Genomic DNA, 15175 nt, shown 5'->3' with positions numbered 1-15175 from the left:
GCGGTGCCGCCCGCGAGGGCCAGGGCCGGGGCCGCCTCGGTGAGCCGCTCGGCCGTGGTGCCTGTGCCCAGGAGGTGGCCGAGGACGCGGTTGACCGCGATGAGGCCGACCGCCTGACTGACGCCCCGGCCGATTTCCGCCAGGGTCACCAGACGCAGGGCCGCCCTGTCCGCCTGCCACGCCAGCTGCGCGGTGGTGGCGAGCAGACGCGGCAACCGCCCGAGGATGGACCTCAGATTCAGCTGGAAGAAGGCGTCCTCGTGCTTGTTCCAGCCGAGGTCGTAGCGCAGCGGCCCGCCGAACAGTAACTGCTCCGACTCCGAGGTCTCCGAGGTCTCCCCGGTCGCTGGTGCCCCGGCGTGGGGCTTTCGCTTCGCCATAGTCGCTCCTGTCGCAGGTCCGATCTTCCGCACCGTGCGTGATCGCCCGATGGCTCACGGTGCTGTCCGGTGAGTGTGCAGTTTGCCAACCGCCACTGACAACGCGATTGCGCGAATACACGAATACGCGCGATCTCTGAGCCGCGCCGAGCGCCGCTCACGCGCTGAGCGGGCGCCGAAGACGCCTCTGGAAGCCCCGTACTCGTACACACCCGTCCGGTGATACGGCTTGTGGTGCCGACGGAGTGTCACTACTACGGTGGAGGCCATGAGTGCCGACGAAATCAGGCCCGAGGATGCCTGGCCCCTGCCTCCGGCCTGGATGTGGTCCTGCCAGAAGTGCGCCGAGCTCTACCGGACCATGAAGCGGGTCCAGGAGCAGACGGAGGAGCTGCGCCTCACGGGGGAGCGTGGCATCGACTACGACCCCATGGACAGGAATGTCACCAGCCAGATGAGCCTGGCCGAACACATGGCCGCCGCTCACCTTGAGCTGCTTCCCGCCTGGGACCCCGACTGCGCCACGTGCAAGAGCCACCGGGCGGCGATCGCCCGCGAGGCCGGAGAATCCGACCGGGCCGCCGTCATCGCCCGCTTCGGCAACGAACACCGCGCCCGTCACGCCTTCGCCCCGCCCAGAGCCGTCGGCCTCATGTGATGAACGGCAGCTGAGCGGGTGAAGACGTACGGCTCGCGACGGCGGCCGTAGGGCTGCCGGACTGCCGGACTACTGGCCCGGCGCCTCCAGGCCCGACCCCGTGGCGGGGTCGGGATTGAAGGAGCGGTGGTAACTCTCCGGCGGCGCGAGATAGCTGCCGGGCAGCCCGCCCGTGTCGATGACGATCTGGTCCACGGCGATCGAGGCGTCGACCATGAAGAGCCTCAGGACATGCTCGCCGGGTTCGGTGACGGTCACCATGGCGGTCAGTTTCTCGATGCCGTCCTCCACTTGGCGAGCCCAGGCGTCGCCGCGGTTGCCGGTGGCGATGGCTTGTCCCGACAGGACGGTGACCGCCCGGTCGTCGAGGGCGACGGCCACCCGGCGGTGGCCGCGCTCGTCGAGGGACGGCAGACGGAAGACGGTGACCGGGAAGATTCCGGTGCCGGCGAAGCGCACCCGGTACCGCAGTTCCGGTGCCCGGGTGGTGAAGTCCCCGGTGATCGGAGCCGCCGTCGACGGCACCGCTTCCACGGCGGCCGTGCGGCGGCCGAGCCCGCGTACCGTACGCCAGTGGGCTCCGCCCCGCGCCACCTGGCGGTCGAAGTGCGCGGCGTCGATCGAGACGTATCCATGGGCCTCCACGAACCCGCGGGCCCGCTTGCGCGCCCGCTCCCCGTCGTTGAGGACCCGCAGGGGCACGTCGATGCTCTGCCCGGCACCGGTGAGGGTCACCGTCGTATCGTGCGCGCCCTCGGACAGCCGCTTCCAGTCGATCTCCACCCAGAGGCGACTCTGGTCCGTCATGGTGCCGCCGGCTGTGGAGAGACGGACCCAGGGCTGGCCGGCGGTCGCGCTCCAGTCGAACGACAGGAAGCCGGTGTTGAAGACGTCGACGAAGCGGCGGTCCCCGGTGGAGGAGGAGAAGGACAGCGGACGGTCAGCTCCGATTTCGTTCCCCTCGGCCGCCACTCCCAGCCCCGAGGTCTCCTGCCGGGCGACCCTGGTGACGGTCGGCCGGCCCGGCGCCTTCGGTATCTGGGAGGGGTAGGGGTTGACGATGCCGTCCCATTTCCCGCCGGCCAGCTCCGTGTTGTAGCGCTTGGTGATCGCCTGCTCCTCGGCGTGGGCGGCCTCGGCCAGCTCCGCGAAGCGGTTCGTCCCGGCCCCGCGCCCCTGCCGGACGGCGAGCGCGTTGCGGTCGGCCCAGTAGAACTTCAGGTTCATCAAGTACGCGCCGTGCACCGGGTATTCGACCAGCTCGTAGAACGCGTCCCGGTAGGCGGCGGGCAGCTTGGCGCCCAGTGTCCGGGCCCGCTCCAGCAGCTCGCGGTAGGCGGCCATTCTGCGGCCCGCCTCATCGCCGTGGTGGACGGGGGAGAAGACGCCGCGGTCGATGAACTCCGGGCGCCGCTCCGCCGCGAGACGGTAGTACTCGGTACGGATGGCGGCGATCTCGCGGCCGTGGCGCCGGCCGAACTGCCGCCCGGCCCACTCCACCAGGAAGTCCTGGACGTCGTCGGCGCTCCACCGGTCCACGTCCCAGGCCATGTTCATGGCGAAGGACAGGCCGGTCTCGATCGACTTGATGTCACCGACATTGAAGATCCACATCCGGTCGGCGCCGTGCTCGTACACGCGGCGCAGCTCCTGCCAGACCTTGCTCAGCTGGGTGGTGTCCAGCCACAGATAGCTCTTGGGCCGTCCCCAGTAGGAGAGGTGGTAGTAGATCCCGCTGCCGCCCGAGCGCCGCCGTTCCGCCTCGTCCGGCAACTGGCGCATATTGCCGTGGTTGTCGTCCGGCCAGATCAGCGTGACGTCCTCGGGCACCTGGACACCCGCGTTGTACAGCTCCAGGACCTCCTTGTACGGGATGAAGATCTGCGGCACGGCCGCGGCGCCGACCTCCTCGGCCAGGATCCGGCGCTGATCCGCGATGATGTCGTTCATCACCACGACCTTCTCCGGAATCGTGGTGGCGTACCGCGTCTCCAGCGCGCTGTCGTGCAGGCCGCGCATGCCCAGGGTCCAGCTGCTCTCGTGGCCGGCGTTCTGCCGCGCCCGGGCCCGCCAGTAGTCGGAGATGACACCGGGGTTGACCGTGTAGTCGTACACAGGCAGGGCGCCGTCCGCACCCGGGTGCTCCTTGGCCCAGGGCTCCCACTCGTGGACGCCGTTGCGCAGCATGGCCTCGGGATGGCTGGAGCCGACGACGATGCCGTAGCGCTCGGCCAGTTCGGGGTTCTCCCGGTGCTTGTTGAAGAAGTCGGAGTACGGATGCATCGCCGGCCAGAGGTAGTTGGCCTTCAGCCGGAGGAGCAGTTCGAAGACGCGCTTGTACGTCTCGGGGCCGATGTTCTTGTCCGGACTCCTGGGTCCGGTTGGACCATGTGGTCAGGTTCTGCTCGTCGTTGATGAAAATGCCGCGGTAGCGGACGGACGGCTCGTGCCGCTTGAAGGGCCCCGCCGGGACGGTCACGGTGTCGCGGCGCTCGACCGGCACGTCGGCCCACCAGTACCAGGGGGAGACCCCGATCCGCTCGGAGGTGTCGTAGATGCCGTAGACGGTGCCGCGCCGGTCGCTTCCGGCGATCACCAGGGCGCGTTCCACTCCGGGCAGCGGACGGTCCACGACCTGGGTGACCGACGCCTCCCAGCGTCCCTTCACCCGCGAGGTGTCCAGGCGCTTGTCCGCGATGAGCCGGTCGATGACCGGGCTCGCGCCGATGGTGCCCACGAGGACGAGGCACGCGGCCTTGTCCGGCAGCGTGTGCCGCAGCTGCGGCCGTACGCCACTGACCCGCTCGACATCCGCCTGCAGGTCGCCGGCCGCACGCAGCACGGCCGGGTCGTCCGCCGCGTCCACGTACACGTCGACGGCGGCACCGCCCTGCACCAGCGGGAAGTCGGACCGGCCCGGCGACGCGGCCGGTGCCGCCGATGCCGCTTGGGCGGCGGCGGGAGTTACGCCGGTGAGCAAGGGGGCCACCCCAGCGGCCGCCATTCCCCGCAGGAACGACTTGCGGGTCCATGGTTGCCACGGTTGCGACGGGCTCTCGGGGTCGTTGTGCGGCACGTGGCGCTACCTTTCCGCGACAGGCCCGCGCGGCTCCTCGTCCGGGCCGTCGGCAGGGCTGAGCGCATGACTCGGTGAGAGAGGGCAGGAGGGCAACGAAACGGCGCGTGTATTGACATGGGCAGGCTAGAAAGCGCTTGCCGTCACCCTATGGCGGCGCGGCTGAGGCGTCCAGATCCCTGCGGCGCGCAGGGCCCCTTGACCGGATACCGCCCATTTCCGTGAGGTGGTACCACTGGTACCGTAGGTGCCATGTCTGAGCCCAGAGCGATGAATCTCCGCTTCCCGGACCCGGAGCAGCGAGCCGCGATCGCGGCCGCCGCCAGGCAGGAAGGCGTCAGTTTGCAGGAGTACATTCTGTCCGCCGCTTATGCCCGCGCCACCGCCGTTGAGCAGCGCTTCCTGGAGGCCTTCAAGGCGTCGATGGCCCGCAGCGGGGCCGCGTTCGCCGCTGAGTCCAGCAGCATCGACCCGGGCGCTGATGAGCGCGCCGCCGAACAGCAGGCACTCGCCGAGCTCGGGACCCACGGCGAGCAGGGCCACGCCGCGTGACCGACCCCGAACCTGCGCATCCGCTCGATGTCACCTTCCTCCTGCACGCCGCCGAGCTGCTCGACGGCGATCCCCAGGTCGACGACTACGGACCCCTCTACGCGGCAGTCGCGCGTGTCAATGCCCGCGCGATGGAACGCGACATCTACGGCTCTCTTCACCTCAAGGCCGCCGCTCTGCTGCAGACCTTGGCCAAGCTCCCCTGCCTGGAGCACTCGAACGAGGCCTTCGCCTGGCACTCCACCGAGGCGTATCTCGATCTCAACGGAAACAGGCTCGACTACCCGCCCAAGGCGGCGGTCGCGCTGGTGAGGGACGCGGCCTCCGGCACGCTCCGCGTCGCTCGTATTGCCCGCCAGCTGCGAACCTGGACCGTCAGCTGACTGTCAACTGGCCGTCGGCGTAGTGCAGAAGACCTGAGAGGCAGGACATGGCTGATCAACTGGGCACCGATGGGCGGGCCCGTCACGCGGTGGTGATCGGAAGCGGCATCGCCGGACTACTCGCGGCATCGGTGCTCGCCGAGTACGCCCAGCGGGTGACCGTCGTCGAACGCGACCGGCTTCCGGACGGGCCGGAACTGAGGCCGGGCGTTCCGCAGGGACGCCATACGCACGTCCTGCTCGAAGGCGGTCAGGTCGCTCTGGAGCAGCTTCTGCCGGGCGTGCTCGGCGAGTTACGCGCCCAAGGGGCTCCAGAGGTCGGCCTGCCCGGGGACGTAGTCCAGTGGCAGAACGGTTACTGGTTCCGGCGCACTCCCGCCACCACCCACATGTTCACGGGCACGCGCCCTCGGCTCGAACACATCGTCCGCCGCCGCGTGCTCGCCAACCCCCGGATTGAGGTCGCCGACGGCACCGAGGTCGCCGGGCTGACCGGTGACGACAAGCGTGTACGGGGGGTGCTGCTGCGCGAGCGGGGTGCGGGGCGCGGCGCGGGACGGGGTGGCGAGCGGAACGGCGAGCGGAACGGCGAGCGGTCCCTGGACGCCGATCTGGTGGTGGACGCGTCGGGGCGGGGCTCCCGCGCCCCCGAGTGGCTGGCGGCGATGGGCGCGGAGCCCCCGCACGAGGAGACGATCGACACCGGGCTCGCCTATGCGACCCGGCTGTACCGGGACGGTTCGAACGGTCATCTCGCGGACTGTCTCGGTTACTTCGTCGTGCCTTGCCCCACGCAGACGCACGGCGGGGTCATCATGCCCGTGGAGGACGACGGGCTTCATCTGGTCACCTTGTCGGGGCTGCGCGGCGACGAGCCGCCCACCGACGCGGAAGCGTTCGAGAAGTTCGCCGAGACCCTGCCGCGCTCCGTCCTGAGCGAGTGGCTGGCGAAGGCGGAGCCGCAGACAGCCGTCCACAGCTTCCGCAAGACCGCCAATGTGCGACGGCGGTACGACCGTCCAGGACGCAGGCCTGCCGGATTCCTCGCGATCGGCGACGCGATGTGTACCTTCAACCCGGTCTACGGGCAGGGCATGGCCGTCGCGGCAATCAGCGCGGTTGCCCTGCGCGACGCCCTGGCGGACCCCCGGCGCACCCCGACGACCCGGCGTGTGCAGCGCGCGCTGTTCACAGCGTCCGCGCAGGCCTGGGACATCTCCGCCGGCTCCGACAAGAACATGCCCGGCGCTGTGGGCAACGCCGTAGGCTCGCGGATCGCCGACCGTCCCGCGCTGTGGTACCTCCGGCGCGTGCAGGCCCGCTACCCCGCTGATCCGGTCGTCGGTGCTGCTTTCCGGAGGGTTCTGAGCCTGGCTGCGCCGATCAGCGCGCTGTTCGCCCCGGATGTCGCCCGGGTGGTCCTGTTCGCACCGGTCGCGGAGACCCCTGATGGGCCGCCTCAGCTGCCGGAGCGCGCGACGTAGCACCGCTACGCAAAAAAGGTAGCGTCGATAGTAAAGCCGTGTTAGCGTTGTTCTCGCAAGCACGAAAGCGACGCTACCAGCCGGCTGGGCGGCGGCGTTCACGAACCGCAGGAGGAACGCCATGGGCGAGCAGACCACCACCCCGACCCGCGTCGCCGTGGTCACCGGAGGCTCGCGCGGTATCGGTCGCCAGACCGCCGAGCGGCTGGCCGCGGACGGCCTGGCCGTCGTCGTCGCCTACGGCGGCAGCAAAGAGGAGGCCGAGGCCGCCGCGGCCGCCATCACCAAGGCCGGCGGGCAGGCCATTGCCGTCCGCGCCGACGTGGCCGACGAGAACGCCGTCTCGGCGCTCTTCGACGCCGCGGAGGCGGCCTTCGGCGGGGTCGACGTCGTGGTGCACGCGGCCGGCGTCATGACACTGGCGCCCCTGGCCGACCTCGACCTCGACGCCCTGGACCGTATGTACCGCACGAACATCCGCGGCACCTTCGTCGTCGACCAGCAGGCCGCCCGCCGGCTGCGCCAGGGCGGGGCGATCATCAACTTCTCCAGCTCCGTTCTGGGGCTGGCCCTTCCCGGTTACAGCGCCTACGCGGCCACCAAGGGCGCCGTCGAGGCCATCACCCTCATCCTCGCCCGCGAGCTGCGCGGCCGGGACATCACCGTCAACGCCGTCGCCCCCGGCCCGACTGCCACGGCTCTCTTCCTGGACGGCAAGGACGAGGAGACCATCGCGAAGATGGCCGCCCAGCCGCCGCTGGAGCGTCTGGGCGCCACCGAGGACATAGCGGAGGTCGTGTCGTTCCTCGCCGGCCCGGCCCGCTGGGTCAACGGCCAGGTCCTGCGTGCCAACGGCGGCATCGTCTGACCCGGCCCCGCCGTCCAATGGGCTTGATAGCGTCCCCGGCGATGAGTACACGTGAACGGATCCTGCACGTCGCGGCCGACCTGGTCGCACAGTCGCCGCACGGCGACATCTCCACCCGCGCCGTCTGCGAGGCCGCGCAAGTGGGCGCTCCGGCCCTGTACCGGCACTTCGGGGACAAGGAGGGCCTGTTGGCGGCCGTGGTGGACCACGGCTTCGATCAGTACCTGGCGACCAAGCGGCAGCACGAACAGGCAGCCGACCCCATCCAGGATCTGCGAGACGGCTGGGACAGCCACGTCGACTTCGCCCTGCGGAACCCCAATCTGTACCGGCTGATGCATTCCCCGGCCATGCGCACCCCGCCGGCGTCCGCGCTGGAGTCCCACCAGATCCTGACCAGAGACCTCGAACGGGCCGCGGCACAGGGAAGGCTGCGGCTCGCCCCCGAACTGGCCGCCCAGATGGTCATGTCGGCCAATGTAGGGGTGGCGCTGATGCTCGTCGCACGCCCGGCGGTCTTCACCGACAGGAGCACCTCCCGGCGCGTGCGCGACGCCGTGCACGCCGCCGTCTTCACCGCCGACGCATTCGCCACCCCGGCGGCCGGCGGCGCCGAGACCGACCGGGACAGGGTGGCGTCCACCGCCGCCAGGCTCCGTGTCCTGCTGCGCGAGTCGCAGTCCTCCGGGCTCAGCACCGCCGAGGTGGCGCTGATGACCGAATGGCTCAACCGGGTCTCCAATACGGAACCGGGCCGGTAGCAGCCCGCCCGCCCCCGCCCCCGGCCGCCGCGTCAGGCCGTCATTCCCGGCACACCGGTGTGCTCGTGATGATCCGCGAGCACTTCACGGATGACGTGTCTCGCGATGGCCGCCATGACCGGGTTCGTGTCCCGGTAGTACCGCAGCTCGATGAGCGCGATCGACAGCGCCCAGCCGCGGCCTCGCGCCCAGGCCGCGCTGTCGGCGGCCAGCGCGGCCCGGAAGACTCCGCGCGCGTCGGCAGACAGTACGTACCACGCCACGATCAGGTCGACGGCGGGATCGCCCACGCCCAGGCACCCGAAGTCGATGACGGCGCTGAGCCGCCCACCGGTGATCAGCAGATTCCCCGGCTGCAAATCCGCGTGGACCCAGACCGCCGGGCCGGTCCGCGCGGGCGCCCGCAGGGCTGTCTCCCATGCGGCGGTCGCCGCGTCGGTGTCGATGGCTCCGTGCAGTTCCGCGATCGCGCCGCGCGTCTCGGCGTCTCGTGTGGCCAGGGGCCCGCTGCGGTACGAGGGAGGCCCGTCCGCGGGGTCGATCCGGTGCAACGCGGCGACGAACTCCGCCAGATCCTTTGCGAGCAGGGCGGGTTCGGCGAGTCGGCCGACAGTCGGATTCTCGCCCTCCAGCCACCGGTAGACCGACCAGTGCCAGGGAAAGCCCTCGGCGGGCGTTCCCATGCCCAGCGGTACGGGAATGGCAGCCGGAAGCCCCGGGGCGAGCCGCGGCAGCCAGTGGTGCTCCTTCTCCACCTCGGTGGCGGACCCCGCGAGGCGGGGGAGTCGCACGACCATGTCCTCGCCGAGCCGGTACATGTCATTGGATGTGCCCGCGGAGTCGACCGGCTCGACGGGAAGGCCCGCCCACTGCGGAAACTGCGCGGCGACCAGCCGTTGTACGAGACCTATGCCGATGATCACCACGTGTGTCCGTCTCCCTCTGGGCCGTGTCGGGCGGCTCTGCCCGCAGGCGGCTCACTCTATGAGCTCGAAAAGGTTGTGAGCCAGGGCCGCTGAATCAAGGCGGGGACTCGCCGGGCGCGGGGGCCGGCGGCTCCCTCCTCGCGCCCAGTTCCGTCAGCACAGCCCGCGTCTCCGCGGCAACCTGCCGGATCTCGCCCGTCGGGATCACCAGAACCGGTACGGCCGCGCCACTCCGGCTGACCACGGTGTCGTGCGACGGGGTCCCTTCCGTGAGGCCCGCGAGGCCGCCCGTAATGCCGAGGGCGCCCAGCCCGGAGCAGACCTCCTCGCGTACCTCCGGCTGGTCCTCGCCGATCTCGCCGGTGAAGACCAGCGCGTCGATCCGGTCGAGGGAAGCGGCGACACTCGCGATGCCGCGCCGTACGCCCAGCGTGAAGACGTCGAGGGCGTACGCCGCGTTCGCGTCCCCCCGCGCCCGGGCGCCGACAAGATCGCGGGTGTCGCCGGACGTACCGGAGAGCCCGAGCAGACCGGACTCACGGTTGAGGGTTTCGGTGAGACGTTCGGCGGTCATACCGGCCGCCGTCTGGAGCCAGAGCAGCAGACCCGGGTCGACGCTGCCGCTGCGCTTGCTCATCACCAGACCTTCCAGTGGGGTGAAGCCCATGGTGGTGTCGACGCTGTGTCCGTCGCGGACCGCGCAGGCCGAGCAGCCGCCGCCCAGGTGCGCGAGCACCACCTGGAAGGACTCGGTCGGCCGGCGGAGCAGCGCGGCCGCGCGCCGCAGGGCCCAGGCGTAGGACAGGCCGTGGAATCCGTACCTGCGCAGCCCATGGCGCTCCGCCAGGTCGCGGGGCAGCCCATAGGCGCGAGCGGCAGATGGCAGGCCCGCGTGGAAGGCGGTGTCCAGGCATACGACATGCGGCACATCGGGCAGCAGGCGGCGCGTCGCGTCCAGGGCGGCGAGCGCCGGGGGCACATGCAGCGGGGCGAGTCCGGCCGCGTGGTCGAGTTCGGCGCGTACGCCGTCGTCGACGGCGGTGGGGCGCAGCAGGCGCGGTCCGCCGTGGACGAGGCGGTGCCCGGTCGCGCTCACCGGGGGCGCCTCGCGCAGGAAGTCCCCGATCAGGCCTGCCAGCTCCCCGGCCTCGGGCGCCTCGGGCCCGGAGGGTGGCTCGGTGAGGTCCTTCGCGGCCAGTTCGCGGTCGTCGCCGTCCAGGACCCGTAGGTGCAGGCTCGCGGACCCGGCGTCGGCGACCAGGACGCGCGCGTCGCTCACGGCTGCCACCTCCATTCCGTGATCTCGGCGGGGTCGGCGCCGGTACGGCGCAGCTCCTCGCGCAACCGGTCGCGGCGGTGGGCGTACGAGGCGGCCAGGTCGCCCGTCGCGGCCGAGCGTCCGCGCAGGTGGCCGAGTGCGGTGACGGCGAGGTCGTGGCGCGATACGCCGTTGCTCGCGAGCAGGTCGTACGGCGTGGTGGTGGTGCCCTCCTCGACGTATCCCCGGACGTGGAAACGGTCGGGCCCCGGCCGGCCGTGGAGGAGCTGGTGCACGGCCGCCGGATAGCCGTGGAAGTCGAAGACGACGTGGGTGTCCGTGCCGAACAGGTCACGGAACTCGGCGTCGGCCATGCCGTGCGGATGCCGGTCGGGCGGAGCCAGTACACACAGGTCCACGACGTTGACCACGCGGATACGAGCATCGGGCAGATCGCGGCGCAGCAGCTGGGCCGCGGCCAGTGGGTCGACGGTCGGGATGCCTCCCGCGCACGCGAGGATCAGCTCCGGATCCTCGCCGTCGTACGTGGAGGCCCAGCGCCAGGCCGACGCGCCGGCCGCGCAGTGGCGGCGGGCGGCTGCCAGGCCGAGCCACTGGGCGGCGGTGTGCTTGCCCGCGACGACCAGGTTGACCCTGCCGGTGTCGGCGAGGAGCTGCTCCATGGTGACGAGGAGGGTGTTGGCGTCGGGCGGGAGATACACGCCGGTGACGGTGGACTTCTTGGTGAGGAGGTTGTTGATGAAACCGGGGCCCTGGTGGCTGTAGCCGTTGTGTTCCTGCCGCCACCCTTCGCTGGTCAGCAGGTAGGTGAAGCTGCTGACGGGGGCGCGCCACGGAACCTCGTGGGACAGCTTCAGCCACTTGGCGTACTGGTTGAGCATGGAGTCCACGACAGAGGCGAAGGCCTCGTACGTCGGGAACAGGCCATGGCGGCCGGTCTGTAGATATCCCTGGAGCCAGCCCTGGCAGTTGTGTTCCGACAACACCTCCATGAGGCGTCCGTCGCGGGACAGGTTCTCGGCATACTCGTCGACGGGCCACACATACGCGCGTCCGGTCGCGCTCAGCACGCTGTCGAGTTTGTTGGAGGCGAGTTCGTCCGGCGACATGATGCGGAAGTCCCGCCTTGCGGCGGTCCTGCGCATGAGTTCGGTCAGCCAGTCGGCGAGTTGGCGGTTGGGGCTCGCGGAGGCCGTCCCCGGTCCGGACGCGACATCGACGGCGTACGGCTCAAGGGGCGGCAGGTCCAGCGGGCGGCGCAACCGGCCGCCGTCCCCGGCGGGCTGCATGCCGATGCGACGCTCGCCCTGCGGGCAGGCGCCGAGGACGTCTGGGCTGGGCACACCGTCGGCGGCGAAGAGTTCCTCCGGCGCGTAGGAGCGGAGCCAGGCCTCCAGCGCCCTGAGTTGTTCGGGATCGTCGTGTACGTCCTCCAGGGGGACCTGGTGGGAGTGGAAGGTTCCCTCGATGCGGGTGCCGTCGACCTCGGCGGGGGCTCCCTGGCCCTTCAGGCTGCGCAGCAGGATCACCGGCCAGGGCGGGCGCTCGTCGCCTTTCCCGGTGCGGGCACGGCGCTGGATGCCGGTGATGGCGGTGTGGGCGTCGCGGACCGCGTCCGTGAGGGGGTCGCTGTCCGAGTCCGTCGGCCGGGTCATGTCGACGATGCGGGGAGCCCAGCCGTATCCCCGGAACAGCGCCGTGAGTTCGTCGTCGGTCATGGTGGCGAAGAGGGAGGGCGAGGAGATCTTGTAGCCGTTCAGATGCAGGATCGGCAGGACCGCGCCGCGGGTGGCGGGGTCGAGGAACTTGGTGGAGTGCCACGCCGCCGCGGTCGGCCCCGTCTCGGCCTCGCCGTCTCCGACGATGCACGCCACCAGCCGCTCGGGCGCGTCCAGGGCCGCGCCGAAGGCTGTGGACAGCGCGTATCCGAGCTCGCCACCCTCGTGGATGGTGCCGGGCAGGGCCGGTGAGAGGTGGCTGGGGAAGCCGTCGGGCGCGCAGTAGCGCCGGGCCAGTTCGCGCAGGCCACGCTCGGTGCGGGGGAGGGCGGAATCGTAGTGTTCGTGTGTGCCTTCCAGCCACAGTCCGGCGTGGTTGGCGGGTGCGCCGTGCCCGGGACCGGTCACGAGCAGCACGTCCGCGTCGCGCTCGCGGATGAGGGTGTTGAGCGCGGCGTACACCATCGTGATGCCGGGGCACGAGCCCCAGTGCCCGAGCAGGCGCGGTTTGAGATGCTCCGGGCGCAGTGGCTCACGCAGCAGCACATTGTCCTGAAGGAAGATCAGCACGGCGGCCACATAGTCGGCGGCACGCCGGTACGCCCGTGTCACGGCTGCTTGCGCGCCTGTTCGGCGGCCTGGGCGGCTGCTTCTCGCTCGGAGCCCGCGTCCGCCGTACTGAGGGTGCCGCCGGAGCTTTCCAGGTGTGCCCGTACGAACCACTGGAACAGCTCCAGGGAACGCAGTTGCTCGATCAGCATGTCCTGCGACACCCGGTCGGGTTCGTCAGTGGCGCGTACGGCCGCACGGTGCTCCTCGATGATCTTCGCATAGACGAGATCGAGCGCGCCAAGGTGCTCGATGGCCTCGGCGCGGCCGACCGAGTAGTCCTGCCAGGTGCGCTCGGCGACCAGGGCTCCCGAGGTGCCGCGGGGGATCCCGCCGAGCGTGGAAATGCGTTCGGCGGTGTCGTCGATCATGCACCGGACCTGCTCCACCTGTGGGTCGAGCATTTCGTGCACGGCGATGAAGTGGGGGCCCACCACATTCCAGTGGATGTGCTTCAGGGTGAGCGCCAGATCGTTCAGCGCGTACAGGCGCATGCTGAGGAGTCGGATGACCTCGGCGCTGTCCTGGGACGTCATGCCGGGGACGGTGTAGTGGGGCGCGGGCGCGGCGTCGTTCGTGGACAAGGCTTCCTCCGGATCGTCTCGGGTCATCTCAAGGGCGCGACGGACTGAGGCGCCGGTCCCATACGACCATCGGCCCGCGCCACGTGCGCGTTGAGCGGCTCCGCCAGGGCCGGTGGCCTACGCCGCGTGGGCGGTGCCGCTGCTTGTTACTCCTTACTCCTTGCCCTGCTCCTGCTCCCGCCCCTGCTCCTTGTGCTGGGCCTTCTTCTCCTCCCGCGACCGTACGGGTCCGCTCGCGTCCGTCTGAGGGTCGTCGTCCGCGACGGGCTCAGGGTCCATGGCGTCTTCGGCGTGCGTGTGCTGCCCGGACTTCAAGTAGCCCTGCAGCTCATGCTTCATCTCGTCGTCCTTGCGGGGACTCAGTGGGTTGCTGCCGCGCTTCACTTCAGGTCTCCTCGTCCAGCTCTTCCTGAATCGGCGTTTTCGGCGCGTCGCGCAGGTGCTGCGACAGCCCCGGCTTGCCGCCCTTGCGTGCCTGCTCCGCGCTTTGCGCAGGACTGTGGCCGAGGTCCGAGTCGGCATCCAGCCGGACGGAGTGGGCCACGTCTTCCCGGTTGGTGTACTGCTCGGGCGGGATGCCGCGCAGTGCCTTGATCACCTCTGGCGACGCATTGGCCCGGCGCGCGGCGTCCAGCAGTTCGTCCTTACCGGCCGGAAAGTCGACTTCCTTCAGTGCGTGCAACACTTCCGGGACATCCGTATGGGCCATGGCTGCTCTCCTGTCAGTGCCGTGGCTTGGTCTCGTACCGGGGGCCGAGGTCCGGGGAATCCACCCGTTGCAACTCGCTGACCAGACCGTGCGTGGTGATCAGGTCGTGGAGCAGCGCCCGGGTCTCCTCCGGCGGCAGACCGGCGATGCGGGCCACCTCATCGAGGTGCGCGCCCTCGCCCTGGTGCTGCTGCTCGGCCTCGGTGACAGCCTGGAAAACCTGCTCGTGGGCGGTGGAGTACTCCGGCGAGCCACGGCCGGTGAAGGAGCGCTCCTGGGGCCCGGCCGAGGGACGCGGCGGGCGTTCCGGTTCCGCTCGGATGTCGGCGGCGCTGCGCTGCTTGCCGCGGTGCAGGGACGCGGTCTTCTCCTCGTGGTCCGCGGAGGCTGTCAGGTGTGCGCGCTGTTTGGACGCGCCGGTCGTTGTGCTGCGGGCACTGGGGCGCTCCCCGGCCTGCTCGGCTTCCCGCGCCGCCGCGCGCCTCTGCTCTTCGTCCCCTTCCATCTTCTTACGCACCATGATGATCCTTTGGGCTTCCGGCAGCTGTGTGCTTGCACAGCAACGGGTGACACCGACGATGTGCGTCAAACGGGGACGGACCGAATAGTTTCGGGCATTGTCACCGAGCGTCAGTGATTTGTCGCACTCTGTCGCACCTGGAATCCGCCACGGCCGTCGAACCGCACCTCCAGCACGGCATCGAACCCGTCCGAGACCGACGGCTTGCGCAACCGCTTCAGCGTGGCGTGAATGCCCACGTCGGGAACGCGATCCCGGCCCTCCCGGGCGGCGTTGCGCCGCAGTGAACCAGCCACGTCCGGAGGAAACCAGTACGCCGTGGCGGTCGCATCATGAGCGTGACCCAGGGTGACCAATGGCCCCCACTCCTCGGGCGACGGGTTGGTGTTGTCGACGGCCACCGACTCCCCGGCCGCCAGCGCTTCCGTCACCAGGCGCAGCTGCCGCTGCTGCTTGTTGCGCGCACCGCGCGGAAACAGGTCCTTGCTCACCAGCCCGTAGCGGCCGGCGAGCTGCTGCTCGTAGAACGTGGACTTCCCGGCGGCCTGCAGTCCGACGAGCACGGCCAGGTCCAGTCCTGTCTGTTCCGTGTCCATCCTCAGCGGCACCTCCTCCTGCGCTTGATCTTGATTTTGTTCAATGTCTTGACGTGTTCATTTCCGTCGGGA

Annotated in this window: 15 protein-coding genes and 2 pseudogenes; 6 read left to right on the top strand and 11 right to left on the bottom strand. The window is 70.3% G+C overall.

Features of this window, described 5'->3' with window-relative positions; translation table 11 throughout:
- A pseudogene (locus tag ACIHCQ_RS38515) lies at positions 1-380 on the bottom strand (ABC transporter ATP-binding protein); the annotation flags it as partial.
- Positions 381-648: 268 nt separating this feature from the next.
- Here ACIHCQ_RS38515 and ACIHCQ_RS38510 point away from each other — a divergent pair.
- Positions 649-1038 carry a hypothetical protein gene (locus ACIHCQ_RS38510; protein WP_399673196.1) on the top strand — a complete coding sequence of 130 codons (390 nt, stop codon included), beginning with the start codon at positions 649-651 and terminating at the stop codon, positions 1036-1038.
- Positions 1039-1107: 69 nt separating this feature from the next.
- Here ACIHCQ_RS38510 and ACIHCQ_RS38505 read toward each other — a convergent pair whose 3' ends face one another.
- Entirely contained in the window at positions 1108-3348 is a 2241-nt protein-coding gene (locus tag ACIHCQ_RS38505; protein WP_399673221.1) for a glycosyl hydrolase 115 family protein, read from the bottom strand.
- A 94-nt stretch (positions 3349-3442) separates the two neighbouring features.
- Positions 3443-4042: pseudogene (locus ACIHCQ_RS38500) on the bottom strand (hypothetical protein); the annotation flags it as partial.
- A gap of 324 nt (positions 4043-4366) precedes the next feature.
- On the opposite strand from ACIHCQ_RS38500, the gene ACIHCQ_RS38495 reads away from it, so the two are divergent.
- The 5 genes from ACIHCQ_RS38495 (at position 4367) to ACIHCQ_RS38475 (ending at position 8162) form a co-directional block, all read left to right on the top strand.
- Positions 4367-4666 carry a DUF1778 domain-containing protein gene (locus ACIHCQ_RS38495; RefSeq protein ID WP_399673194.1) on the top strand — a complete coding sequence of 100 codons (300 nt, stop codon included), beginning with the start codon at positions 4367-4369 and terminating at the stop codon, positions 4664-4666.
- Positions 4663-5049, top strand: coding sequence for a fic family toxin-antitoxin system, toxin component (locus ACIHCQ_RS38490; protein ID WP_399673191.1), 387 nt, complete (start codon positions 4663-4665; stop codon positions 5047-5049). The genes ACIHCQ_RS38495 and ACIHCQ_RS38490 overlap by 4 nt, the downstream gene beginning before the upstream one ends.
- Positions 5050-5096: 47 nt before the next feature.
- A complete protein-coding gene (locus ACIHCQ_RS38485) occupies positions 5097-6533 on the top strand; it encodes an FAD-dependent oxidoreductase (RefSeq protein ID WP_399673189.1) in 1437 nt (478 codons plus the stop codon).
- 121 nt (positions 6534-6654) lie between these two features.
- Positions 6655-7401, top strand: coding sequence for an SDR family oxidoreductase (locus tag ACIHCQ_RS38480; protein WP_399673186.1), 747 nt, complete (start codon positions 6655-6657; stop codon positions 7399-7401).
- A gap of 41 nt (positions 7402-7442) precedes the next feature.
- A complete protein-coding gene (locus ACIHCQ_RS38475) occupies positions 7443-8162 on the top strand; it encodes a TetR family transcriptional regulator (protein WP_399673183.1) in 720 nt (239 codons plus the stop codon).
- Between the two features lie 32 nt (positions 8163-8194).
- On the opposite strand, the gene ACIHCQ_RS38470 is transcribed toward ACIHCQ_RS38475, so the two are convergent.
- The 8 genes from ACIHCQ_RS38470 to ACIHCQ_RS38435 all read right to left on the bottom strand — a co-directional run bounded on the left by ACIHCQ_RS38470 (position 8195) and on the right by ACIHCQ_RS38435 (position 15103).
- Positions 8195-9088 (bottom strand): aminoglycoside phosphotransferase family protein, encoded by an 894-nt coding sequence (locus ACIHCQ_RS38470; protein ID WP_399673180.1) that lies wholly within the window; start codon positions 9086-9088, stop codon positions 8195-8197.
- Between the two features lie 94 nt (positions 9089-9182).
- On the bottom strand, positions 9183-10367 hold the full coding sequence (locus tag ACIHCQ_RS38465) for an acetate/propionate family kinase (protein WP_399673177.1): 1185 nt from the start codon (positions 10365-10367) through the stop codon (positions 9183-9185).
- Complete coding sequence (locus ACIHCQ_RS38460) at positions 10364-12697, bottom strand: phosphoketolase family protein (protein ID WP_399673174.1); 2334 nt, start codon at positions 12695-12697, stop codon at positions 10364-10366. The genes ACIHCQ_RS38465 and ACIHCQ_RS38460 overlap by 4 nt, the downstream gene beginning before the upstream one ends.
- A complete protein-coding gene (locus ACIHCQ_RS38455) occupies positions 12694-13230 on the bottom strand; it encodes a Dps family protein (RefSeq protein WP_399673218.1) in 537 nt (178 codons plus the stop codon). The genes ACIHCQ_RS38460 and ACIHCQ_RS38455 overlap by 4 nt, the downstream gene beginning before the upstream one ends.
- 201 nt (positions 13231-13431) lie before the next feature.
- Complete coding sequence (locus ACIHCQ_RS38450) at positions 13432-13617, bottom strand: hypothetical protein (protein WP_399673172.1); 186 nt, start codon at positions 13615-13617, stop codon at positions 13432-13434.
- Between the two features lie 46 nt (positions 13618-13663).
- Positions 13664-13987, bottom strand: coding sequence for a DUF2795 domain-containing protein (locus tag ACIHCQ_RS38445; protein WP_399673169.1), 324 nt, complete (start codon positions 13985-13987; stop codon positions 13664-13666).
- 13 nt (positions 13988-14000) lie between these two features.
- Entirely contained in the window at positions 14001-14507 is a 507-nt protein-coding gene (locus tag ACIHCQ_RS38440; protein ID WP_399673166.1) for a hypothetical protein, read from the bottom strand.
- A 110-nt stretch (positions 14508-14617) separates the two neighbouring features.
- Complete coding sequence (locus ACIHCQ_RS38435) at positions 14618-15103, bottom strand: AAA family ATPase (protein WP_399673164.1); 486 nt, start codon at positions 15101-15103, stop codon at positions 14618-14620.
- Positions 15104-15175: the final 72 nt, after the last annotated feature.

Origin of the sequence: Streptomyces sp. NPDC052236, assembly GCF_044548015.1 — a bacterium.
Classification (GTDB): domain Bacteria; phylum Actinomycetota; class Actinomycetes; order Streptomycetales; family Streptomycetaceae; genus Streptomyces.
This window is presented reverse-complemented; position numbering and strand designations above follow the sequence as displayed.

What these genes read in the sequence shown, in the direction of transcription:
- ACIHCQ_RS38510 (WP_399673196.1), top strand. Translation starts at nt 649, where the DNA reads ATGAGTGCCGACGAAATCAGGCCCGAGGATGCCTGGCCCCTGCCTCCG.
- ACIHCQ_RS38495 (WP_399673194.1), top strand. Translation starts at nt 4,367, where the DNA reads ATGTCTGAGCCCAGAGCGATGAATCTCCGCTTCCCGGACCCGGAGCAG.
- ACIHCQ_RS38485 (WP_399673189.1), top strand. Translation starts at nt 5,097, where the DNA reads ATGGCTGATCAACTGGGCACCGATGGGCGGGCCCGTCACGCGGTGGTG.
- ACIHCQ_RS38480 (WP_399673186.1), top strand. Translation starts at nt 6,655, where the DNA reads ATGGGCGAGCAGACCACCACCCCGACCCGCGTCGCCGTGGTCACCGGA.
- ACIHCQ_RS38475 (WP_399673183.1), top strand. Translation starts at nt 7,443, where the DNA reads ATGAGTACACGTGAACGGATCCTGCACGTCGCGGCCGACCTGGTCGCA.
- ACIHCQ_RS38455 (WP_399673218.1), bottom strand. Translation starts at nt 13,230, where the DNA reads ATGACGTCCCAGGACAGCGCCGAGGTCATCCGACTCCTCAGCATGCGC.
- ACIHCQ_RS38450 (WP_399673172.1), bottom strand. Translation starts at nt 13,617, where the DNA reads ATGAAGCATGAGCTGCAGGGCTACTTGAAGTCCGGGCAGCACACGCAC.
- ACIHCQ_RS38445 (WP_399673169.1), bottom strand. Translation starts at nt 13,987, where the DNA reads ATGGCCCATACGGATGTCCCGGAAGTGTTGCACGCACTGAAGGAAGTC.
- ACIHCQ_RS38440 (WP_399673166.1), bottom strand. Translation starts at nt 14,507, where the DNA reads ATGGTGCGTAAGAAGATGGAAGGGGACGAAGAGCAGAGGCGCGCGGCG.
- ACIHCQ_RS38435 (WP_399673164.1), bottom strand. Translation starts at nt 15,103, where the DNA reads ATGGACACGGAACAGACAGGACTGGACCTGGCCGTGCTCGTCGGACTG.